The organism is Mycobacterium sp. NTMscope_MAC_269, assembly GCF_976985695.1.
This window is the reverse complement of the sequence record NZ_OZ335668.1, coordinates 5,334,416-5,353,128: the sequence shown is the minus strand read 5'-3', so window position 1 is coordinate 5,353,128 and position 18,713 is coordinate 5,334,416. Positions and strand designations below refer to the sequence as shown.

At 70.4% G+C, this 18,713-nt stretch carries 19 protein-coding genes; 10 read left to right on the top strand and 9 right to left on the bottom strand.

Annotation, left to right across the window (positions count from 1 at the left end):
• On the top strand, window positions 1-475 hold a 475-nt coding region (locus ACZ50Z_RS25480; RefSeq protein WP_464486014.1), incomplete at its 5' end, for a gamma-glutamylcyclotransferase.
• A 204-nt stretch (window positions 476-679) separates the two neighbouring features.
• Window positions 680-1,501 carry an alpha/beta hydrolase gene (locus ACZ50Z_RS25475; protein ID WP_464486013.1) on the top strand — a complete coding sequence of 274 codons (822 nt, stop codon included), beginning with the start codon at window positions 680-682 and terminating at the stop codon, window positions 1,499-1,501.
• Here the strand turns inward: ACZ50Z_RS25475 and ACZ50Z_RS25470 are convergent.
• Genes ACZ50Z_RS25470 through ACZ50Z_RS25460 form a run of 3 tightly spaced genes read right to left on the bottom strand, consistent with a single transcriptional unit; the run spans window position 1,498 to window position 4,537 of the window.
• Window positions 1,498-2,676, bottom strand: coding sequence for an amidohydrolase (locus tag ACZ50Z_RS25470; protein ID WP_464486012.1), 1,179 nt, complete (start codon window positions 2,674-2,676; stop codon window positions 1,498-1,500). The two genes, ACZ50Z_RS25475 and ACZ50Z_RS25470, sit on opposite strands and share 4 nt — an antisense overlap.
• A complete protein-coding gene (locus ACZ50Z_RS25465) occupies window positions 2,673-3,875 on the bottom strand; it encodes a M20 family metallopeptidase (RefSeq protein ID WP_464486011.1) in 1,203 nt (400 codons plus the stop codon). Before ACZ50Z_RS25465 ends, ACZ50Z_RS25470 begins: the two co-directional genes overlap by 4 nt.
• 47 nt (window positions 3,876-3,922) lie before the next feature.
• Window positions 3,923-4,537 carry a cutinase family protein gene (locus tag ACZ50Z_RS25460; protein WP_208852602.1) on the bottom strand — a complete coding sequence of 205 codons (615 nt, stop codon included), beginning with the start codon at window positions 4,535-4,537 and terminating at the stop codon, window positions 3,923-3,925.
• A 325-nt stretch (window positions 4,538-4,862) separates the two neighbouring features.
• Between ACZ50Z_RS25460 and ACZ50Z_RS25455 the strand changes: the two genes are divergently transcribed.
• The 3 genes from ACZ50Z_RS25455 to ACZ50Z_RS25445 are packed head-to-tail and all read left to right on the top strand — an operon-like array spanning window position 4,863 to window position 8,265.
• Window positions 4,863-5,852, top strand: a complete 990-nt coding sequence (locus ACZ50Z_RS25455; RefSeq protein ID WP_464484411.1) for an IS481 family transposase — start codon at window positions 4,863-4,865, stop codon at window positions 5,850-5,852.
• 9 nt (window positions 5,853-5,861) lie between these two features.
• The gene (locus ACZ50Z_RS25450) at window positions 5,862-6,677 is read left to right on the top strand and encodes a purine-nucleoside phosphorylase (protein ID WP_464486010.1); all 816 of its coding nucleotides are present in this window, start codon (window positions 5,862-5,864) and stop codon (window positions 6,675-6,677) included.
• Window positions 6,678-6,681: 4 nt separating this feature from the next.
• Window positions 6,682-8,265, top strand: a complete 1,584-nt coding sequence (locus ACZ50Z_RS25445) for a phospho-sugar mutase (protein WP_464486009.1) — start codon at window positions 6,682-6,684, stop codon at window positions 8,263-8,265.
• Here the strand turns inward: ACZ50Z_RS25445 and upp are convergent.
• Entirely contained in the window at window positions 8,186-8,890 is a 705-nt protein-coding gene (gene upp, locus ACZ50Z_RS25440) for a uracil phosphoribosyltransferase (RefSeq protein ID WP_464486008.1), read from the bottom strand. The two genes, ACZ50Z_RS25445 and upp, sit on opposite strands and share 80 nt — an antisense overlap.
• 134 nt (window positions 8,891-9,024) lie before the next feature.
• Between upp and ACZ50Z_RS25435 the strand changes: the two genes are divergently transcribed.
• The 3 genes from ACZ50Z_RS25435 (at window position 9,025) to ACZ50Z_RS25425 (ending at window position 12,304) form a co-directional block, all read left to right on the top strand.
• Window positions 9,025-9,873 (top strand): alkaline phosphatase family protein, encoded by an 849-nt coding sequence (locus ACZ50Z_RS25435; protein WP_464486007.1) that lies wholly within the window; start codon window positions 9,025-9,027, stop codon window positions 9,871-9,873.
• Window positions 9,874-9,932: 59 nt separating this feature from the next.
• Window positions 9,933-11,237, top strand: coding sequence for a protein export chaperone SatS (gene satS, locus ACZ50Z_RS25430; protein ID WP_464486006.1), 1,305 nt, complete (start codon window positions 9,933-9,935; stop codon window positions 11,235-11,237).
• A gap of 83 nt (window positions 11,238-11,320) precedes the next feature.
• Entirely contained in the window at window positions 11,321-12,304 is a 984-nt protein-coding gene (locus tag ACZ50Z_RS25425; RefSeq protein WP_464486005.1) for a VWA domain-containing protein, read from the top strand.
• Between the two features lie 13 nt (window positions 12,305-12,317).
• On the opposite strand, the gene ACZ50Z_RS25420 is transcribed toward ACZ50Z_RS25425, so the two are convergent.
• Entirely contained in the window at window positions 12,318-13,325 is a 1,008-nt protein-coding gene (locus ACZ50Z_RS25420) for a VWA domain-containing protein (protein WP_464486004.1), read from the bottom strand.
• Between the two features lie 59 nt (window positions 13,326-13,384).
• A complete protein-coding gene (locus ACZ50Z_RS25415) occupies window positions 13,385-14,404 on the bottom strand; it encodes a cupin (protein WP_464486003.1) in 1,020 nt (339 codons plus the stop codon).
• 144 nt (window positions 14,405-14,548) lie between these two features.
• Here ACZ50Z_RS25415 and ACZ50Z_RS25410 point away from each other — a divergent pair, with 144 nt between their 5' ends.
• Both ACZ50Z_RS25410 and ACZ50Z_RS25405 read left to right on the top strand, forming a co-directional pair.
• On the top strand, window positions 14,549-15,259 hold the full coding sequence (locus ACZ50Z_RS25410; RefSeq protein ID WP_464486002.1) for a GntR family transcriptional regulator: 711 nt from the start codon (window positions 14,549-14,551) through the stop codon (window positions 15,257-15,259).
• A gap of 109 nt (window positions 15,260-15,368) precedes the next feature.
• Window positions 15,369-15,830, top strand: a complete 462-nt coding sequence (locus tag ACZ50Z_RS25405; protein WP_464486001.1) for a hypothetical protein — start codon at window positions 15,369-15,371, stop codon at window positions 15,828-15,830.
• Between the two features lie 19 nt (window positions 15,831-15,849).
• On the opposite strand, the gene ACZ50Z_RS25400 is transcribed toward ACZ50Z_RS25405, so the two are convergent.
• Genes ACZ50Z_RS25400 through ACZ50Z_RS25390 form a run of 3 tightly spaced genes read right to left on the bottom strand, consistent with a single transcriptional unit; the run spans window position 15,850 to window position 18,619 of the window.
• Entirely contained in the window at window positions 15,850-16,938 is a 1,089-nt protein-coding gene (locus tag ACZ50Z_RS25400; RefSeq protein ID WP_464486000.1) for an adenosine deaminase, read from the bottom strand.
• On the bottom strand, window positions 16,935-18,218 hold the full coding sequence (locus ACZ50Z_RS25395) for a thymidine phosphorylase (RefSeq protein WP_464485999.1): 1,284 nt from the start codon (window positions 18,216-18,218) through the stop codon (window positions 16,935-16,937). Before ACZ50Z_RS25395 ends, ACZ50Z_RS25400 begins: the two co-directional genes overlap by 4 nt.
• Window positions 18,218-18,619: a cytidine deaminase gene (locus tag ACZ50Z_RS25390; protein ID WP_464485998.1), complete on the bottom strand. Its 402-nt coding sequence runs from the start codon at window positions 18,617-18,619 to the stop codon at window positions 18,218-18,220. Before ACZ50Z_RS25390 ends, ACZ50Z_RS25395 begins: the two co-directional genes overlap by 1 nt.
• Window positions 18,620-18,713: the final 94 nt, after the last annotated feature.

Here is an 18,713-nt window from a genome sequence, read left to right as displayed (position 1 = left end):
GCTCTACGCCGCGTACGGGTCGAACATGGACCCCGAGCAGATGCTGAAGCGCGCACCCCATTCGCCGATGGCCGGAACGGGTTGGCTGCACGGGTGGCGGTTGACGTTCGGCGGCGAGGACATCGGCTGGGAGGGCGCGCTGGCCACCGTGGTCGAGGACCCCGGCTCCAAGGTGTTCGTCGTCCTCTACGACATGACGCCGGCCGACGAGGTCAACCTGGACCGCTGGGAGGGCTCGGAGTTCGGCGTCCACCAGAAGATCCGGTGCCGCGTCGAGCGCATCTCGTCGGACACCACCACCGACCCGGTCCTGGCGTGGCTGTACGTGCTGGACGCGTGGGAGGGCGGACTGCCGTCGGCCCGCTACCTCGGAGTCATGGCCGACGCCGCCGAAATCGCCGGGGCGCCAAGCGATTACGTACACAGCCTGCGGACTCGCCCGGCCCGCAACATCGGTCCCGGCACCAGCACCTGACCGGCGCGCGACCCCACGATCGCGGAAATTCAGTCGCGCTCCCCCGGTAGGAAGAGTAAACAGTCAGGCCGACGAGGCACGCCCCGATTCGGGGCGCGCCGCCGAGGAAGGGAAACCCGACTGTCCATCCTGTCCACACCGGTTCTCGCCGACGCGCTGGCGCGTGCGTTCGCCGCCGCGGTCAACCCGGCACCCAAGGCCGCCGTGCGCTTCCCCGAGTTCGCGGGCCGAACCGGCGAGGTCACCATTCCCACCCGGCACGGCCCCACCCGCGCGAGGATCTATCACCCGCCCGCGGGCACGACCATGCCGCCGGTCTATGTGAACGTGCACGGCGGCGGGTTCGTCGTCGGGCACCCCGAACAGGACGATCCGTGGTGCCGCTACCTGGCCGCCACCGCCGGCGTGGCGGTGGTCAATCCCGACTACGTCCTGGCGCCGCGCCATCGCTTTCCCGCCGCGGTACACCAGATCTACGACGTGGTGCGCTGGGCGGCCGGCCCGCACCGCGACTGGGACGGTGCGCGGCTGTGCGTCGGCGGCCAAAGCGCGGGCGGCAATCTGTCCGCGGCGGCGGCGCGGCTCGCGCGGGACGACGGCGGCCCGCGCATCGCGTTGCAGGTGCTGCATTACGCCCCGCTCGACCTGGTCACGCCCACCCGCGACAAGCCGTCCCCGATCGGCGGGCGCGCGATCATGAAACCGTGGATGGGCGAGGTCTTCGACACCGCCTACATCCCCGATTTGGCGCGGCGACGCGACCGGCTGGCCTCACCCGCCTGGGGCGACAACGCCGACGACATCGCCGGCATCGCGCCCGCCCTGGTCGTGACCGCCGAGCACGATCGACTCCGCGGCGAAGCCCGCCGATACGCCGAAAAGCTAGAAGCCGCCGGCGCGTTGGCGGAGTACTACGAGGTGGCCGGCGTCGACCACGGCTACAACATCATGAGCCGGGCCGCCGACGTCACGCGCCGGACGTACGCCCACATCGCCCAGCACGTCGCCCGGGCCACGCGCAACTAAGACCGCTCGAATGCCGCCGACTGCTCGACGATGTTGGCCAGCACCCGCACCCCGATCCCCAGGGCACGCTCGTCGAGGTTGAACGTCGGCTGGTGCAGGTCCAGCTGCGGCCCCACTCCCGGCCACACCCCCAATCGGGCCATCGCGCCGGGGATCTCCTCCAGGTACCAGGAGAAGTCCTCGCCGCCGCCGGACTGGCGGGTATCGGCCAGCGCGTCGGGGCCGACGGCCTCGATCGCGTGGGTCAGGATGCGCGTCGAGACGTCCTCATTGACCACCGGCGGCACGCCGCGCCGGTATTGCAGCGTGTGCTCGATGGCCAGCGGCGCGAGCAGCCCGGACACGGTCTCGCGGATGATCTCCTCCATGCCCACCCAGGTCTGGCGGCTGGCGGTGCGCACGGTGCCGGCCAGCACGCCGGTCTGCGGGATGGCGTTGGCGGCCACCCCGGCGTTGACCGCGCCCCACACCAGCACGGTGCCGTTGCGCGGGTCGATCCGACGCGACAACACCCCCGGCAGCCCGGTGATCAGCGTGCCCAGCCCGTACACCAGGTCCGCGGTCAGGTGCGGCCGCGACGTGTGCCCGCCGGGCGAATACAGCGTGATCTCGATCTGGTCGGCCGCCGACGTGATGGGGCCGTGCCGGACCGCGATCTTGCCGACCTCCAGGCGCGGATCGCAGTGCAGGGCGAAGATCCGCGACACCCCGCTGATGGCGCCGGCCGCGATGGCGTCAATCGCCCCGCCGGGCATCAGTTCCTCGGCGGCCTGGAAGAGCAACCGCACCCCGACCGGCAGCTCGGGCACCGATGCCAGCACCAGGGCGGTGCCCAGCAGGATCGCGGTGTGCGCGTCATGGCCGCACGCGTGCGCGACGTCGGGCATGGTGGACGCGTAAGGGGCGCCGGTGCGTTCGGCCATCGGCAGGGCGTCCATGTCGGCCCGCAGCGCGATCCGGGGCTCGTGCTCGGGGCCGATGTCGCAGACCAGTCCGGTGCCGCCGGGCAGCACCTTCGGGTTGAGCCCCACCCCGGCCAGGCGCTCGGCGACGAACTGGGTGGTGGCGTACTCCTGGCGGCCCAACTCGGGGTAGCGGTGGATGTGCCGGCGCCATTCGACCAGGTCTGTGTGATGCGCGGCCAGCCAGGATTCGGCGGCGTCGGCGAGCCTCATGCGCGCTGCCCGCCGCGTCTGCGTTCGTGCGCCGCCATCACCCGGTCGCGTTCGGCGGGCGTCTGGGCCAACTGGACGACCGTGCGCGCCAGCATGATCGCGCCCTCGACCACCGCGCGGTCGGCGCTGGGGCCGGCCGCGGCGTCGGCGAAGGCCCGCTGGTGAACGGTGGCCCCGCCGGCATTGACCCCGATCACCGGGTGGATGCCCGGCAGCGCCTGGGTCACGTTGCCCATGTCGGTGCTGCCCATGGGCAGCGCCACCTCGAATTCGCGGGCCACCGGTTCGCGTCCGAGCCGGCGCATCTCGTCGCGAACGACGTCGGCCAGCCACGGGTCGGGGTTGAGTTCGTCGTAGGCGGGTGCCGGGTTGTCGATGTCGTATTCGCACCCGGTGGCCAGCGCGCCGGCCGCGAAGCAGGCGTAGATCCGGCCCTCCAGTTGCCGCAGCGAATCCGATTCGGTCGCCCGCATCGCGTACTGCAGCGTCGCGTGGCCGGGGATGACGTTGACCGCCTGGCCGCCGTCGGTGACGATCCCGTGCACGAGCTGCCCGGGCGCCAGTTGCTGGCGCAGCAGCCCGATCGCCACCTGCGCGACGGTGACGGCGTCGACGGCGTTGACGCCCAGGTGCGGCGCGACGGCGGCGTGGGATTCCTTACCGCGGTACTTCACGGTCGCCTCGGACAGGGCCAGGGAGCGGGCCGCGGCGATGTCGGCCGGCCCGGGATGCAGCATCACCGCCGCCGCGATGTCGTCGAACACCCCGGCCCGCAGCAACAGCGCCTTGCCGCCGCCGGCCTCCTCGGCGGGAGTCCCCAGCAGCGCCACCCGCACGCCGAGCTCGTCGGCCACCTCGGCCAGCGCCAGCGCGGTGCCCACCGCCGATGCCGCGATGATGTTGTGGCCGCAGGCGTGCCCGATCTCGGGCAGCGCGTCGTATTCGGCGCACACCCCGACAGTCAGCGGCCCGCTGCCGAAGTCGGCGCGAAAGGCGGTGTCCAGACCGCCCGCGGCCGCGGTGATCTCGAAGCCGCGCTCGGCGACCAGCGCCTGCGCCTTGGCGCAGCTCCGGTGCTCGGCGAACGCCAGCTCAGGCTCGGCGTGAATGGCGTGCGACAACTCGACGAGCTCGCCACCGCGCCGCCGCACGACAGCCTCGACGCTGTGCAAGGGGCTGTCTAACGGGGCGGTGGGCACCCTCGCAGTATGTCACTCACCGACCTGCGGGCCTGAGGCCCTGAGGCCTACACCAGTCCGGCGATGAATCCCGCCGCCTGGCCGGGGTAAGGCGGTGCGGAGTAGTCGTGGTGCGCGTCCCGGTCGCGACCGCCGACGACGCAGACGGGGTCGCCTTCGCTGCACAGGTCGATCGCGCGGCCGGCGAACGCACCCGTCGACGACAGCGGCGTGTTGAAGCGGTTGCCGGGATTGCCGAACACCGCGACGGCCCTGATCTTGTTGGCCAGGCCGGGATCCAGCGCGGGCGCCGATCCGAAGTTGCCGATGCGCTGGCCGACGGGCGGCACCCCGGCGAGCATCGAGATCGCGGCGGCGCCCTGCGAGAAGCCGCCGAGCACGAGCCGCGTCGACGGGCACTGGTCGACCATCTCCGCGATGTGGTCACGCGCGTCGTTGGCGGCGTCGGCGGTCGTCAGGAAGTTGTAGCTGGCCGGGTAGTTCACCGCATACGAGTCGACGCTGCGCGACCCCAGGGCGGGCTGCAGGGCGGCGAACAACGCGTCGCCGACCACGCCCAGGCCGGGTGGCTCGGCGGTGCCGCGGGCGAAGATGAGTTGGACGGCCGGGCAGTCGGCCGCCGCCGTGGGCGCCGGGCCGAATGTGACCGAAACCACTGACAGCACAACACCAACGGCAATTCCAATGACCGGGCCAACCACCGGCCACCTACGAAGATTCATACGCCAAATCTTGACACATACCGGCCGACACCACTTCCCGGCTAGGTCCGATGGCCCGCTCCTCACTCGCGCCTCACCGGCGCTCGCCGTCGCCGGGCTAGGCCCGATCGCCCGGCTCCTCACTCGCGCCTCACCGGCGCTCGCCGTCGCCGGGCTAGGTGTACTGACCACGGACGTTGGTGACGGCGTGGCGTGGTGACATGACGAAGACCTCCGAGTGAAGTGCGAGCTGTCTAGGAACGCACTCATCACCTCGGAGGTCTTCGTGTCCCACCGTAATGCCCCTTTGTCTGAAACCGGACGCCTGCGCTTGGCCCGTTGTGTTGTCGATGATGGCTGGACTTTGCGGCGAGCTGCTGAACGCTTCCAGGTCTCGGTGACCACGGCGGCTCGCTGGGCCGGTCGTTACCGCGAGCTTGGTGATGCGGGGATGGTCGACCGCAGTTCACGACCCCATCGCAGCCCGCATCAGACCCCGACCCGTACCGAGCGGCGCATCATCAAAGTCCGCACGATACGGCGCTGGGGCCCGGCCCGCATCGGCTATCTGCTGGGGTTGCACCCCTCCACGGTGCATCGGGTGCTCACCCGCTACGGGCTGGCCAAACTGCGTTGGCTGGACCGTCCCACCGGGCGGGTGGTACGCCGGATGGAGTCGGCCCGGCCCGGCGAGCTGGTCCATGTCGATGTCAAGAAGTTGGGCAGGATCCCTGCCGGCGGTGGGTGGCGCTTGCTGGGCCGATCAGCGGGCCGACGCCATTCTCGCGCTGACAAAAGCAGCGGCAAATCAGCTATGGACCGCGACGGACGGCGGGGCTACCACTTCGTGCACACCGCCATCGATGCACACTCGCGACTGGCCTACAGCGAACTGCTCGCCGATGAACGCAAGGAGACCGCCGCCCAGTTTTGGTCACGAGCTAACACATGGTTCCAACAGCGCGGAATCACCGTGCGAAACGTGTTGACCGACAACGGGTCCTGCTATCGCTCCCACGCATTCCGTGAGGCGCTCGTTGACATCGAGCATCGCCGGACCCGGCCATACCGGCCACAAACCAACGGCAAGGTGGAACGCTTTCACCGCACCCTGGCCGATGAGTGGGCCTATGCCCGGCTCTACACCAGCGACGCCGAACGTTGCGACGAATTCCCCCGATGGCTACACACCTACAATCACCACCGCGGCCACACAGCACTCGGCGGCCAACCACCCGCGACCCGCGTACCTAACCTCTCAGGTCAGTACAGCTAGGCTTCCCCTGTGGCCGAAACCCCGTCCGACCCAGGCGACCTCGCGCGCCGGGCCGCCGCGGTCATCGCCGAACGGACCGCAATCGCCGAGCATGACGTCGCCATCGTCCTCGGCTCGGGATGGTCGCCGGCCGTCGCGGCGCTCGGTACGCCGACCGCCGTGCTGCCCCAGGCCGACCTGCCCGGCTTCCGGCCACCCACCGCGATCGGGCACACCGGTGAGCTGTTGTCGATGCGCATCGGCGAACACCGGGTGCTCGTACTCGTCGGCCGCATCCACGCCTACGAGGGCCACGACCTGTGCCACATCGTGCATCCCGTGCGGGCGGCCTGCGCTGCCGGCGTGCGCGCGGTCGTGCTCACCAATGCGGCCGGCGGTCTTCGCCCGGACATGGCCGTCGGCGAGCCGGTGTTGATCAGCGACCACCTGAATCTGACCGCGCGATCCCCGCTGGTCGGTCCGCACTTCGTGGACCTGACCGACGCCTACTCCCCACGGCTGCGCGAATTCGCTCGCCAGGCCGACCCGACGCTGACCGAAGGCGTCTACGCCGGCCTGCCCGGACCGCACTACGAGACCCCCGCGGAGATCCGGATGCTGTCGACACTGGGCGCCGATTTGGTCGGCATGTCGACGGTGCACGAGACCATCGCGGCGCGTGCGGCCGGCGCCGAGGTGCTCGGGGTGTCGCTGGTGACCAACCTGGCCGCCGGCATCGGCGGCGAGCCGCTGAGCCACGTCGAAGTGCTTTCGGCCGGTGCCGCATCCGCCAGCCGGATGGGCGCCCTGCTGGCCCTGATCCTCGAGCGGCTGCCCCGGTTTTAGGGCCATGACGCCCGAAGAGTGGATCGCCCACGACCCTGACCCGCAGACGGCCGCCGAACTCGCCGCGTGCGACGCCGCGGAACTCGCCGCGCGCTTCGCCCGCCCCCTGACCTTCGGCACCGCGGGCCTGCGCGGCCCGGTGCGTGGCGGCCCCGACGCCATGAACGTCGCGGTGGTGTCGCGGGCCACGTGGGCGGTGGCACAGGTGCTCAAGCGGCGGGCCCCGGCCGGTGCGCGGGTGATCGTGGGCCGCGACGCCCGGCACGGCTCGGCGGCATTCGCCACGGTGACCGCCGAAGTGCTTGCCGATCAAGGGTTTTCGGTGCTGTTGCTACCCGCCCCGGTGCCCACGCCGGTGGTCGCGTTCACGGTGCGGCACACCGGCGCACTCGCCGGGATCCAGATCACGGCGTCGCACAACCCGCCTGCCGACAACGGCTACAAGGTGTACGTCGACGGCGGCATCCAGCTCGTCTCGCCCACCGACCGCGAGATCGAGGCCGCGATGGCCGGCGCACCGCCGGCCGACCAGATCGGCAGGGCCCCCGTCGAACCCGCGCGCACCGATCTGGTCGCCCGCTACATCGCCCGCGCGTCGGGGCTGCGTCGCGGCGCCGGCTCGGCGCGGGTCGCCCTGACGGCGCTGCACGGGGTGGGCGGTGCGGTGGCCGTGGAGACACTGCGCGCTGCGGGCTTCACCCAAATACACACCGTTGCAGCACAATTCGCACCTGACCCCGACTTTCCCACCGTCGCGTTCCCCAACCCCGAGGAGCCCGGCGCCGCCGACGCGCTGCTGGCCCTGGCCGCGGACACCGGCGTCGACGTGGCCATTGCGCTGGATCCCGACGCCGACCGGTGCGCGGTCGGCATTCCGGACAAATCCGGATGGCGGATGCTCTCCGGTGACGAAACCGGTTGGCTGCTCGGCGATTACATTCTTTGCCAGCCACAACGGGTAAAAACCCCGGTGGTGGCCAGCACCGTGGTGTCCTCGCGGATGCTGTCGGCCATCGCCGCGCACCGCGGCGCCGTCCACGTCGAAACCCTCACCGGCTTCAAATGGCTGGCGCGCGCCGACGCCGAAGTCCCCGGCGGCACCCTGGTGTACGCCTACGAGGAGGCGATCGGGCACTGCGTCGACCCGGCCGCCGTGCGCGACAAGGACGGCATCAGCGCCGCGGTGCTGGTATGCGACCTGGTGGCCACGCTGCTGCGCCAAGGCCGTTCGGTCGTCGACCTGCTCGACGAGCTGGCCCGGCGGCACGGGGTGCACGACGTCGCCGCGGTGTCGCGCCGGGTCGCCGACCCCACCGAGGCGGCCGGGCTGATGCGCCGGCTGCGGACCACCCCGCCGGCGACGCTGGCCGGGTACCCCACCGAACTCACCGACATCACCGACGCGCTGATCTTCATCGGCGGTGACGACGACACGTCGGTCAGGGTGGTGGTGCGGCCTTCGGGTACCGAGCCGAAGCTGAAGTGCTACGTGGAGATTCGCTGCGCGCCTAGCGAGGATCTGGATTCTTCGCGGCGACGCGCCGGCGCCCTGCGCGCCGAGCTGGTCGCGGCGATGCAGTGCTGGTGAACAGGTTCGGCCCGAATTGGCGGTCCCCGGCATCGCCGAGGCCCGGCACGATATAGGCCGACTTGTTCAGTTTCTTGTCGACCGCGGCGGTGAACACTCGCGCCTCCGGCGCCACTTTCCGCACGGCCGCAAGGCCTTCCGGCGCGGCCACCACGCACAGCACGGTGATCTCGGTGGCGCCGCGGCGCTGCAGCAGACCGATGGTGTGCGCCATCGACCCGCCGGTGGCCAGCATGGGGTCGAGGACCATCACCGGGCGCCGCGCAAGTTTGTCGGGCAGCGCCTCGAGATATGGGACCGGCAGGTGGGTTTCCTCGTCGCGGGCGACACCGACGAAGCCCACCTCCGCCTCGGGTATCGCGGCCTGGGCGGCCTCCACCATGCCCAACCCGGCCCGCAACACCGGAACCAGCAACGGCGCGTTGACCAGCCGGCTCCCGGCCGCCGCGGCCACCGGGGTGCGGATCCTGACCGACTTGCGCGGCGCCTCCCGGCTGGCTTCGTACACCAGCATCAGCGTGAGCTCGCGCAGAGCGGCCCGAAATCCGGCATTGTCGGTGCGTTCGTCTCGCAGCACTGTCAGCCGGGCCGCGGCGAGCGGGTGATCGATCACGCACACGTCCATCCCATGAAGGGTATATAACGATCGGGCAAAGCCCTTCTGACACGCTTGCGCTCGTCCCCACCGAGGCGTACGCGCGTTCGTATACTCCCGGCGTGTCGCGCGAAAATCGTAGTCCGAGAAGGCTGCTCGACAGGATGCATCGCCTCCTGCTGACGCTCGGCGTGGTGGCATTGGTGGGACTGGCGGCAAGTCCGCTGCCCCCGCGCATAGGCCTTGCGGCAGCGGCCATTCCGCAACCGGCACACATCGTGATCGTGGTGGAGGAAAACCGTTCCGAAAACGGCATCATCGGCAACAAGTCGGCGCCGTTCATCACCTCGCTGGCCGCCCACGGCGCCAACATGACGCAGTCGTTCGCCGAAACACACCCCAGCGAACCGAATTACCTGGCGTTGTTCGCCGGCAACACCTTCGGGGTGACCAAGGACCTGTGCCCGATCAACGCCGGCGCCGCACCCAACCTCGGTTCAGAGCTGCTCGCCGCCGGCCACACGTTCGTCGGCTTCGCCGAGGGCCTGCCGGCGGTCGGCTCGCCGGCGTGCACCGCGGGCAAGTACGCGCGCAAACACGTGCCGTGGGCCAACTTCACCAACGTGCCGGCGGCGAACTCGCTGCCGTTCTCCGCGTTCCCGATGGGCAACTACGCCAGCCTGCCGACCGTGTCGTTCGTCATCCCCAACAACGACAACAACATGCACGACGGCTCGATCGCGCAGGCCGACGCCTGGCTGAACCGCCAGCTGTCCGGCTACGCCAATTGGGCGGTGGCCAACAACAGCCTGCTGATCCTGACGTTCGACGAGGACGATAACGGCAGCCACAACCAGATCCCCACGGTGTTCTACGGCGCCCACGTCCGCCCCGGCAACTACAGCGAGCAGATCAACCACTACAACGTGCTTTCCACCGTCGAGCAGATGTACGGGCTGCCCAAGACGGGCTATGCCGCGAGCGCCGCGCCCATCACCGACATCTGGGGCTAGGCCCCGACGGCCCGATGGCGGCGACGGCGCGTTCGCCGCCCGTCGCTATTCTGTGCCGCATGGCTGCTGACCTCGTGCCCATTCGCCTGAGCCTGTCCGCCGGCGACCGCTACACCGTGTGGGCGCCCCGCTGGCGTGACTCCGGCGACGAGTGGGAGGCCTTCCTGGGCAAGGACGAAGACCTGTTCGTCTTCTCCTCGGTCGCCGACCTGGTGGCGTTCGTGCGGTCCGACACCGATAACGACCTGACCGACCACCCGGCGTGGACGGACCTGACGTCGGCGCACGCACATGAGTTCGAGCCCGCCGAGGACAAGCAGTTCGATCTGGTCGCGGTCGAGGAGCTGGTCTCGGAGAAACCCACCGAGCAATCGGTGTCCGCGCTGGCGGGCACGCTGGCCATCGTGTCGTCCATCGGCTCGGTGTGCGAGCTGGCGGCGGTGTCGAAGTTCTTCAACGGCAACCCCAGCCTGGGCACCGTCTCGGGCGGGATCGACCACTTCACCGGCAAGGCCGGTGCCAAACGCTGGCATGCGATCGCCGAGGTCATCGGGCGCAGCTGGGACGACGTGCTGGGCGCGATCGACGACATCGCCACCACCCCCGACGTGGACGCCGCGTTGTCGGCCAAGGCCGCCGACGAACTGGCCGAGGAGCGCGAAGAGGACGACACCGAAGACGCCGTCGAGGAGAACGCCCCCGAAAAATCCGCGGCCGACGCGGCCGAGGAGGCCACCGACGACGACGCCGAGGGGGACGCCGACGACGACCACACCGAAGTCCGCGCCGCCGGCGACACCGCGGTGCTCGGCGGCGACAAGGATTTCTGGCTGCAGGTGGGCATCGATCCGATCCGGATCATGACGAGCTCGGGCACCTTCTTCACGCTGCGCTGCTACCTCGACGACGAACCGATCTTCCTGGGCCGCAACGGGCGAATCAGCGTGTTCCCCTCCGAGCGCGCGCTGGCCCGCTACCTGGCCGACGAGCACGACCACGACCTGTCCGACCTGAGCACCTACGACGACATCCGCACCGCCGCCACCGACGGCTCGCTGGCGGTCGAGATCACCGACGACAACATCTACGTGCTCAGCGGCCTGGCCGACGACCTCGCCGACGGGCCGGACGCCGTGGACCGCGAGCAACTGGAACTGGCCGTCGAGGTGCTCCGCGACATCGGCGACTACTCCGAAGATCCCGCGGTGGACAAGGCGCTCGAAACCAACCGGCCGCTGGGCAAGTTGGTGGCCGCCGTGCTCGAACCCGGCTCGGCCGCCAAACCCTCGCCGCCGTATGCCGCGGCGGTGCGGGAGTGGGAGAAACTGGAGCAATTCGTCGAGGGCCGGCTCCGCCGCGAATAAAGCGCGCGGCGCCGAAGGTTTGACGGGTCCCCGAGTCTCCTCTTTACTGGCGGCAGCATCAGGAGGCGGGAAGGTTGAGTGACGTGTCGCTTCCCGGAATCGGCCCGCTGCCGCTGTACGGGTTCCAGCGCCCGGCCATGTTGTTGTTCGGTCTGGTGCCCCTGGCCCTGCTGGCCGTCTACCTCGTGGTCCAGGCGCGTCGCAACCGACGGCTGCACCGCTACACCGACGCCGCCGTGGCGCAGTCGCCGTGGCGGCACCTGCCGATCGCCGCATCGCTGCTCTGCCTGGCGTTGCTGACCGTCGCGCTGGCCACCCCCACCCACGACATGCGCATCCCGCGCAACCGCGCCGTCATCATGCTCGTCATCGACATGTCGCAGTCCATGCGGGCGACCGACGTCGAACCCAACCGGCTCAAGGCGGCCGAACAGGCGGCCAGCCAGTTCGCCGGCCGGCTGACGCCCGGAATCAACCTCGGGCTGGTCGGCTTCGCCGGCACGCCCTATTTGCTGGTGCCACCCACGCCGCAGCACCAGGCGACCATCGACGCGCTCAAGAAGCTGGACTTCGCCGACAGCACGGCCACCGGCCAAGCCATCTTCACCGCCCTGCACGCGATCGGCGCCACGGCGGTCACCGGCGGCGACAATCCGCCACCGGCGCGCATCGTGCTGCTCTCCGACGGCCGCGAAAACAAGCCGTCGAACCCCAGCGACCCGCACGACGGCGTCTACACCGCGGCGCGCCTGGCCAAGGACGAGGGCGTGCCCATCTCGACGATCTCGTTCGGAACCAAGGGCGGCGAGATCGAGATGGACGGGCAGCGCGTCGCCGTCCCTGTGTCGACCGACCAGATGAAGACGATCGCCCGGCTCTCCGGCGGGCAGCCCTACACCGCCACCAACCTCGACGAGCTCGAAAAGGGCTACAACGCCATCGAGAACGAGATCGGTTACCGCACGGTGCCGGGTCCGGGCAGCTCCGGCTGGCTGCGCCTCGGGGTACTGACCGCGCTGATCGCGACGGCGTTGGCGCTGTTGATCAACCGGCGGCTGCCGACCTAGCGCCGGCGCGGTGTCAGGCGGGCAGCCTGCGGTTCAGCAGCAGGCCGGCCAGCACGGCGCCGGCCATCACGACGGCGCCGAGCAGCATCCACGCCAGGCTCGCGTCACCCTTGACGGTTTCGTAGCCGATCTGGCGCTGCAACGTCGTGTACACGTTCTTCAGCGAATCCAGGCTGTCGGCGTGGAACGCCTCGCCGTCGGTGATTTCGCAGATCTTCTGCAGGGTCTGATCGTCCACCGGAACCGGGATGGTGGCGCCCTCATAGTCGACGGTGCCGTACGGGGTGCCGAACGAGATCGTCGAGATCTGCACGCCCTGGCCTTTGGCGGCCCGCGCCGCGGTGAACGCCCCCTGCGGGGCGTTGGGATCCAACGGCACGTTCTCGGCGCCGTCGGACTCCAGCACGATCCGCGCCGGGGGCGGGCCGTCGCCGCCGCCCATGACCGAGCCGACCGTCGCGATCGCCTGCAGGGCGGTGAAAATGCCTTCTCCCGTAGCGGTTTTCGGGGCTGGTGCCAAGCTGTCGATGCCCGACTTCACCGCGCCGCGGTTCGTCGTCGGCGGCACCAGCAGCGTGGCGTTGGCAGCGAACTCCACCAGCCCGAGGTTGATGGCCGGCGTCAGCTGGTCGGCGAACTGTTTGCCGGCCTCCTTCGCCGCGGCCAGCCGGGTGGGCGGAACATCGTTGGAGGCCATCGATTCCGAGACGTCGATGACGAGCATCACGACCGCGCGGTTGAGCGGGATCCGGACGTCCGACGTCGGACCGGCCATCGCGGTGGTCAACAGCACCAGCGACGCGGCCAGCAGGATGGTCGGCACGTGCCGCCACCGGCTCGGGTGCGGCGGGGCGACGCGCTCGAGCACCTCCATGTTGGCGAACCGCAGCACCCGACGACGGCGGGCGAATTGCTGCACGACATAGAGGCCGATCACCAGCAGCACGGCCAGCAGCGCCAGGAAGAACCAGGGGTTTTGGAATCCAGTCAGCGACACCGGGCCCAGCAGCGGCACCTTCATGTCGAGCCACCCTATGCGCCCAATCTGGGACCCGCATCGCCCCCGGCTGCCGCGGCCGCTCAGCCGGCGGCGAGATCGCGGCGCTGGGTGAACTTGATGTCGAGGCTGCGCAGGTGGGTCTGCAGCCCGGCGTCCTGGACGGGGATCAGGTGTGCGGGTTCGTCGGTCTCGTTGTAGTGGGCGTGCCACATGCCCGGCGGCGTGGTGAAGGCGCCGCCGGCCTGCCAGTCCACCCGGATCGGGTCGACGATGTCGCCGCGCTCGTCGAGACGCGTGCCCAGCAGCGTGTAGCAGCCGGCCGGTGGCGCATCGAGGATGAGGTCCAGCGCGACCGACTGGTGCCGGTGCGGGCGCTGCACCTGATGGGGCGGCAGCACTCCGAACATGGCCCACAACACGTGCGTGATGGTCAGGGTTTGGTCCTGTTCGGCGTTGGCCAGCAGGACGCTGACGCGGCTCTTGTCGTTGGCCCCGGGGCGCGACGCGATCTCGGTCAGCTTGGCCACGGCATCGGCGCGGCGGAACTTGGTCGCGCGGAACCGGGGCCGGGTCGCGTCGGCGCCGAGGTAGCGCATCAGCGGCTCGTCGTGCACCCAGTACATGGTCGTGTCGGCGGCGGCGTAGAACACCGAGTGCGCGCCGGCGGGCAGCGTCACGAAGTCGCCCTTCTCCCACCCGATCACGCGGCCGTTGACCGCCGCGAAGCCCCGCCCGTAGAGCACGTAATACAGCTGCGAGGTGGCGTTGGGATGGGTGTCGAGGTGTTCGTTCGCGCGGATGCGCACGAAGTTGGCCAACAACGCGGGGCTGGTCGCCGCGCCGGGCGGCCCACCCATCTCGGCCGACAGGTCCAGCGGGATGACACCGGTCGGCGCGTCGAGGTAGAGCTCGGGACCGAAGCGCCGGATCGGCACCCGCGGAGTCAATCCCGAGGCGATCGGGTTGGCGGCCTTGGAGTACTCGAAGTATTCGGCCTGCTCGGCCCATTCTTCGAACCGGCCCTCGAACCCGTACTCGGCGACATTGACCATCGGCGCGGGAACCGTCGGGTCCAGATTCGGCGTTGCTAGCTGCTGCATGTCGGCCTCCCTCGCCTTCCAGGCTGTCTGGTATCTGAATAGTATTTATCTTGTATCTAAGCGTCAAATGCCGCAGGTAGATGCCGTGGGTGTACGGTCATTCGAACGCTGAGATACGACTTGGCTACCAGGGAGGGGCTGCGCGTGGCAGCAAAGAATGCGCGGACGGCGACGGCCAAGGACCGCGCGCTGGACTACGTCAAGACGCGGGTACTCACCGGCGAATTCCCGGGCGGTGAGCTGATCAGCGAGGGCGACGTGGCAACCGCTCTGGGGATGTCGCGCACACCGGTGCGCGAGGCGTTTTTGCGGCTGGAGGCCGAGGGGCTGCTGCGCCTGTATCCCCAGCGCGGGGCTCTGGTGGTGCCGGTGTCGCCCGACGAAGTGCGCGCGGTGATGGAGGCGCGGCTGGTGCTCGAGCAGTTCGCGGCCGGCAAGGTGATCGGCCGCGGCGCCGCCGCGTGCGCCGCGGTGTTCGAACGCCTGTCCGGCGAGCTTGCCCGGCAACGCGACGCGGCCGCCACCGCGGACTGGCGGGAGTTCGTGGAGGCCGACCGCGCCTTCCACGCGATCACGTTGCAGGAGTCGGGCAACGCCATCCTGTCCGGTTTCTACACGTCCCTGCGCGACCGCCAGATGCGGATGATCGGCGAATCGACGCTGCGCGACCCGGATCGGGTGGCCGCGATCCTCTCCGAGCATCGAGGTATCGCCGAGGCCCTGCGCGACGGCGATCTCGCGCGGGCGGCGCGGGCGGTGCAGACGCACCTGGCCGGCACGGTGCGCGCTATCGGCCTGACGGTCGACCCGGATCCGTTATGGGCTACCGGATTTGGCCGCGGTGGAGCAGACTGATCGAATAACTCGGGGGCACACCGCTCCTGGTCGGAATGTATCGGGGGGAACGATGACCTGGGTGACGTCTTCGCGGTTCCGCGGCGCAATGACGAAAACCGTTGTGGCCGTGGCGATAATGGGAACCGCCGCGACGGGTGCGGCCATCCCCGTGAACGCGGCACCCGGCTTCGCGCGCACGCCCGCCGCACCCCTCGACGATCCCGATCCCAACCTGCCGACCAACCCCTCCGATCCCCGTTGCGTGGCGATGCCTGAGGTAGCGCAGTGCCAGGGCGGCCCATACGCCATGGGCGGCGCTCCCACCGGTCCCGCGGATTCGAGCTGCATCAGCATGCCCTCCGACCCGGTGTGCGCGGGCGGCCCGTACGCCCCGCCGCCCCCGGCGGCGCCCATTGCCGCCCCGCCGCCCGCACCCATGGCCGCGCCGCCGATGGAACCGCCGCCCGTCGCCCCGCCGCCGGTCGAAGCGCCTCCCATGGCGCCGCCGCCGATGGCGCCACCACCCGTCGAACCGCCGCCCATGGCGCCGGCGGCCGACCCGTCGACGGGGATGCCCGGGCAGATCTAGCGGCGGGGCGCCGGCGGCCTCAGCCGATCAGCACCGCGTAGCGCGGCTTGATCACCTCGTCGATGATCGCCAGCCGCTCGTCGAACGGGATGAACGCCGACTTCATCGCGTTGATGGTGAACCGCTCGAGGTCGCTCCAGCCGTAGCCGAACGCCTCCACCAGCCGCAGCATCTCGCGGCTCATGAAGGTGTCGCTCATCAACCGGTTATCGGTGTTGACGGTCACCCGGAACCGGGCGCGCGCCAGCAGATCGAACGGATGCTCGGCGATGCTCTTGACCGCCCCGGTCTGCACGTTCGAACTCGGACACAGTTCCAGCGGAATTCGCTTGTCCCGCAGGATCGCCGCCTGCTGTCCCAGCCGGACCCTCCCGTCGGGCAGCACGTCGATGTCGTCGACGATCCGCACCCCGTGACCCAGCCGGTCGGCGCCGCAGAACGCGATCGCCTCGTGGATGGACGGCAGCCCGAACGCCTCGCCGGCATGAATGGTGAAGCGCGCGTTGTGGTCTCGCATGTACTCAAAGGCGTCCAGGTGACGCGTCGGCGGGTTGCCGGCCTCCGCGCCGGCGATGTCGAAGCCGACAACGCCCTTGTCCCGGAACCGGATTGCCAGCTCGGCGATCTCGCGGGACACCGCCGCGTGCCGCATCGCGGTGACCAGTAGGCGCACCACGATCGGGCGGCCCGCACCGGCGCAGGCCTTCTCGCCGTCGGCGAATCCGGCCAGCACGGCATCGACGATCGCGTCGAAGGACATCCCGCGGTCGATGTGCAGCTCGGGGGCGAACCGGACCTCGGCGTACACCACCGAGTCGGAGGCCAGGTCTTCCACGCACTCGTAGGCGACGCGGTGCAGCGCCTCGGGTGTCTGCATCACCGCGACGGTGTGGGAGAACGGCTCGAGGTAGCGCTCCAGCGAGCCGCTGTGCGAACGCGTGCGAAACCACGTCGCCAGCTCGTCGACGTCGGTTGCGGGCAGCCCGTCGTAGCCGATCTGCCCGGCGATCTCCAGCACGGTCGACGGGCGCAGCCCGCCGTCGAGGTGATCGTGCAGCAGGGCCTTGGGCGCCTTGCGGATCTGCTCCAGACCCAGCGGCGCGGTCATTGCACGATCCGATCGATGATCAGCGGGCGGGAGGCCGGGGCCGCGTCGCCAACGCTCCAGCCGCCGTCCAGCTCGGCGAGCGCCGCGCCGAAGCGCTCCGGGGTGTCGGTGTACAAGGTGAACAACGGCTCGCCGGCCGTGACCGGCTCGCCGGGCCGGCGGTGCAGCCGGATGCCGGCGCCGAACTGCACGCGATCGCCCGGACGGGATCTGCCCGCACCGAGCCGCCAAGCCGCCAGCCCCACTGCCATCGCGTCGATATCGCCCATTGTGCCGCCCCGGGCGGCGGACACGGCCTCGGCATGCCGACCGATCGGCAGCGGCACCGACAAATCACCGCCCTGGGCGGCGATGAGCCGGCGAAACCGGTCCATCGCGGTGCCGTCGCGCAGCGTGTCGGCGGGGTCGCGGTCGTCGATCCCGGCCAGCTCGAGCATCTCGGTGGCCAGCCGCAGCGTCAGCGCGACCACGTCGGACGGCCCGCCCCCGGCCAGCACCTCGAGCGCCTCGGCGACCTCGAGGGCGTTGCCGACGGTCGCGCCCAGCGGGCGATTCATGTCGGTCAGCAGCGCGCGGGTGGGCACGCCGTGCGCGGCGCCCAGCTCGACCATGGTGCGCGCCAGCTCGCGCGACTGCGCCTCGGAGTCGGTGAACGCCCCGGAGCCGACCTTCACGTCGAGCACCAGCGCGCCGGCCCCCTCGGCCAGCTTCTTGCTCATCACCGAGCTGGCGATCAGCGGCAGCGACTCGACGGTGGCGGTGATGTCGCGCAGCGCGTAGAGCTTGGCGTCGGCCGGGGCCAGGTCACCGGCGGCGAAGATGGCCGCGCCGACCTCCCGCAGCTGGTCGCGCACTTGCCGGTTGGACAGCGCGGCGGTGAACCCGGCGATGGATTCCAGCTTGTCCAGGGTGCCGCCGGTGTGGCCGAGCCCGCGGCCCGACGCCTGCGGCACGGCCGCACCGCACGCGGCGACGACGGGCACCAGGGGCAGGGTGATCTTGTCCCCCACCCCGCCGGTGGAGTGCTTGTCGACCGTGGGCAGGCCGAGGTCGCCGAAGTCGAGCCGCTCGCCCGAGGCCAGCATCGCCGACGTCCACCGGGCTGTTTCGCGGCGATCCATGCCGCGCAACAGGATCGCCATCAGCAGGGCCGCCATCTGTTCCTCGGCCACCCGGCCGGCGGTGTAGGCGTCGACGATCCAGTCGATGGCGGCGTCGGACAGCCGGCCGCCGTCGCGCTTGGTCCTGATCACCGTGGGCGCGTCGAACGCGGGCGGCATCAGCCGCGCCCCCTGGCCAGGTCGTCGGGCCCGAAGGCGTCGGGCAGCAGGTCGCCGAGCCGGCGCGGCCCGCCCGGATGGTCGATCAGCAGCTCGGGGCCCCCGTGCTCGAGCAGCACCTGGCGGCATCGCCCGCACGGCATCAGCGCCGACCCGCGCTGATCCACGCACGCCAGCGCGACCAGCCGCCCACCGCCGGTCGCATGCAGGGCGCACACCACGGCGCACTCGGCACAGAGACCAAGGCCATATGAGATGTTCTCCACATTGCATCCCGTGACGACGCGGTGATCGTCGACCAGTGCGGCCGCGCCGACTCCAAACCGCGAGTACGGCGCATAGGCCCCCGCAGATGCCTGGATTGCCTTGTCCCGCAGCATATTCCAGTCGATCTCCGGCATCGCGCAACCCCGCTCATCCGTGGCCGTTTCCGACAGTCACCCTAGTCGCAAAACGCCATTTCGCTTGACGGACATTGGCGCACGTCACACCGCG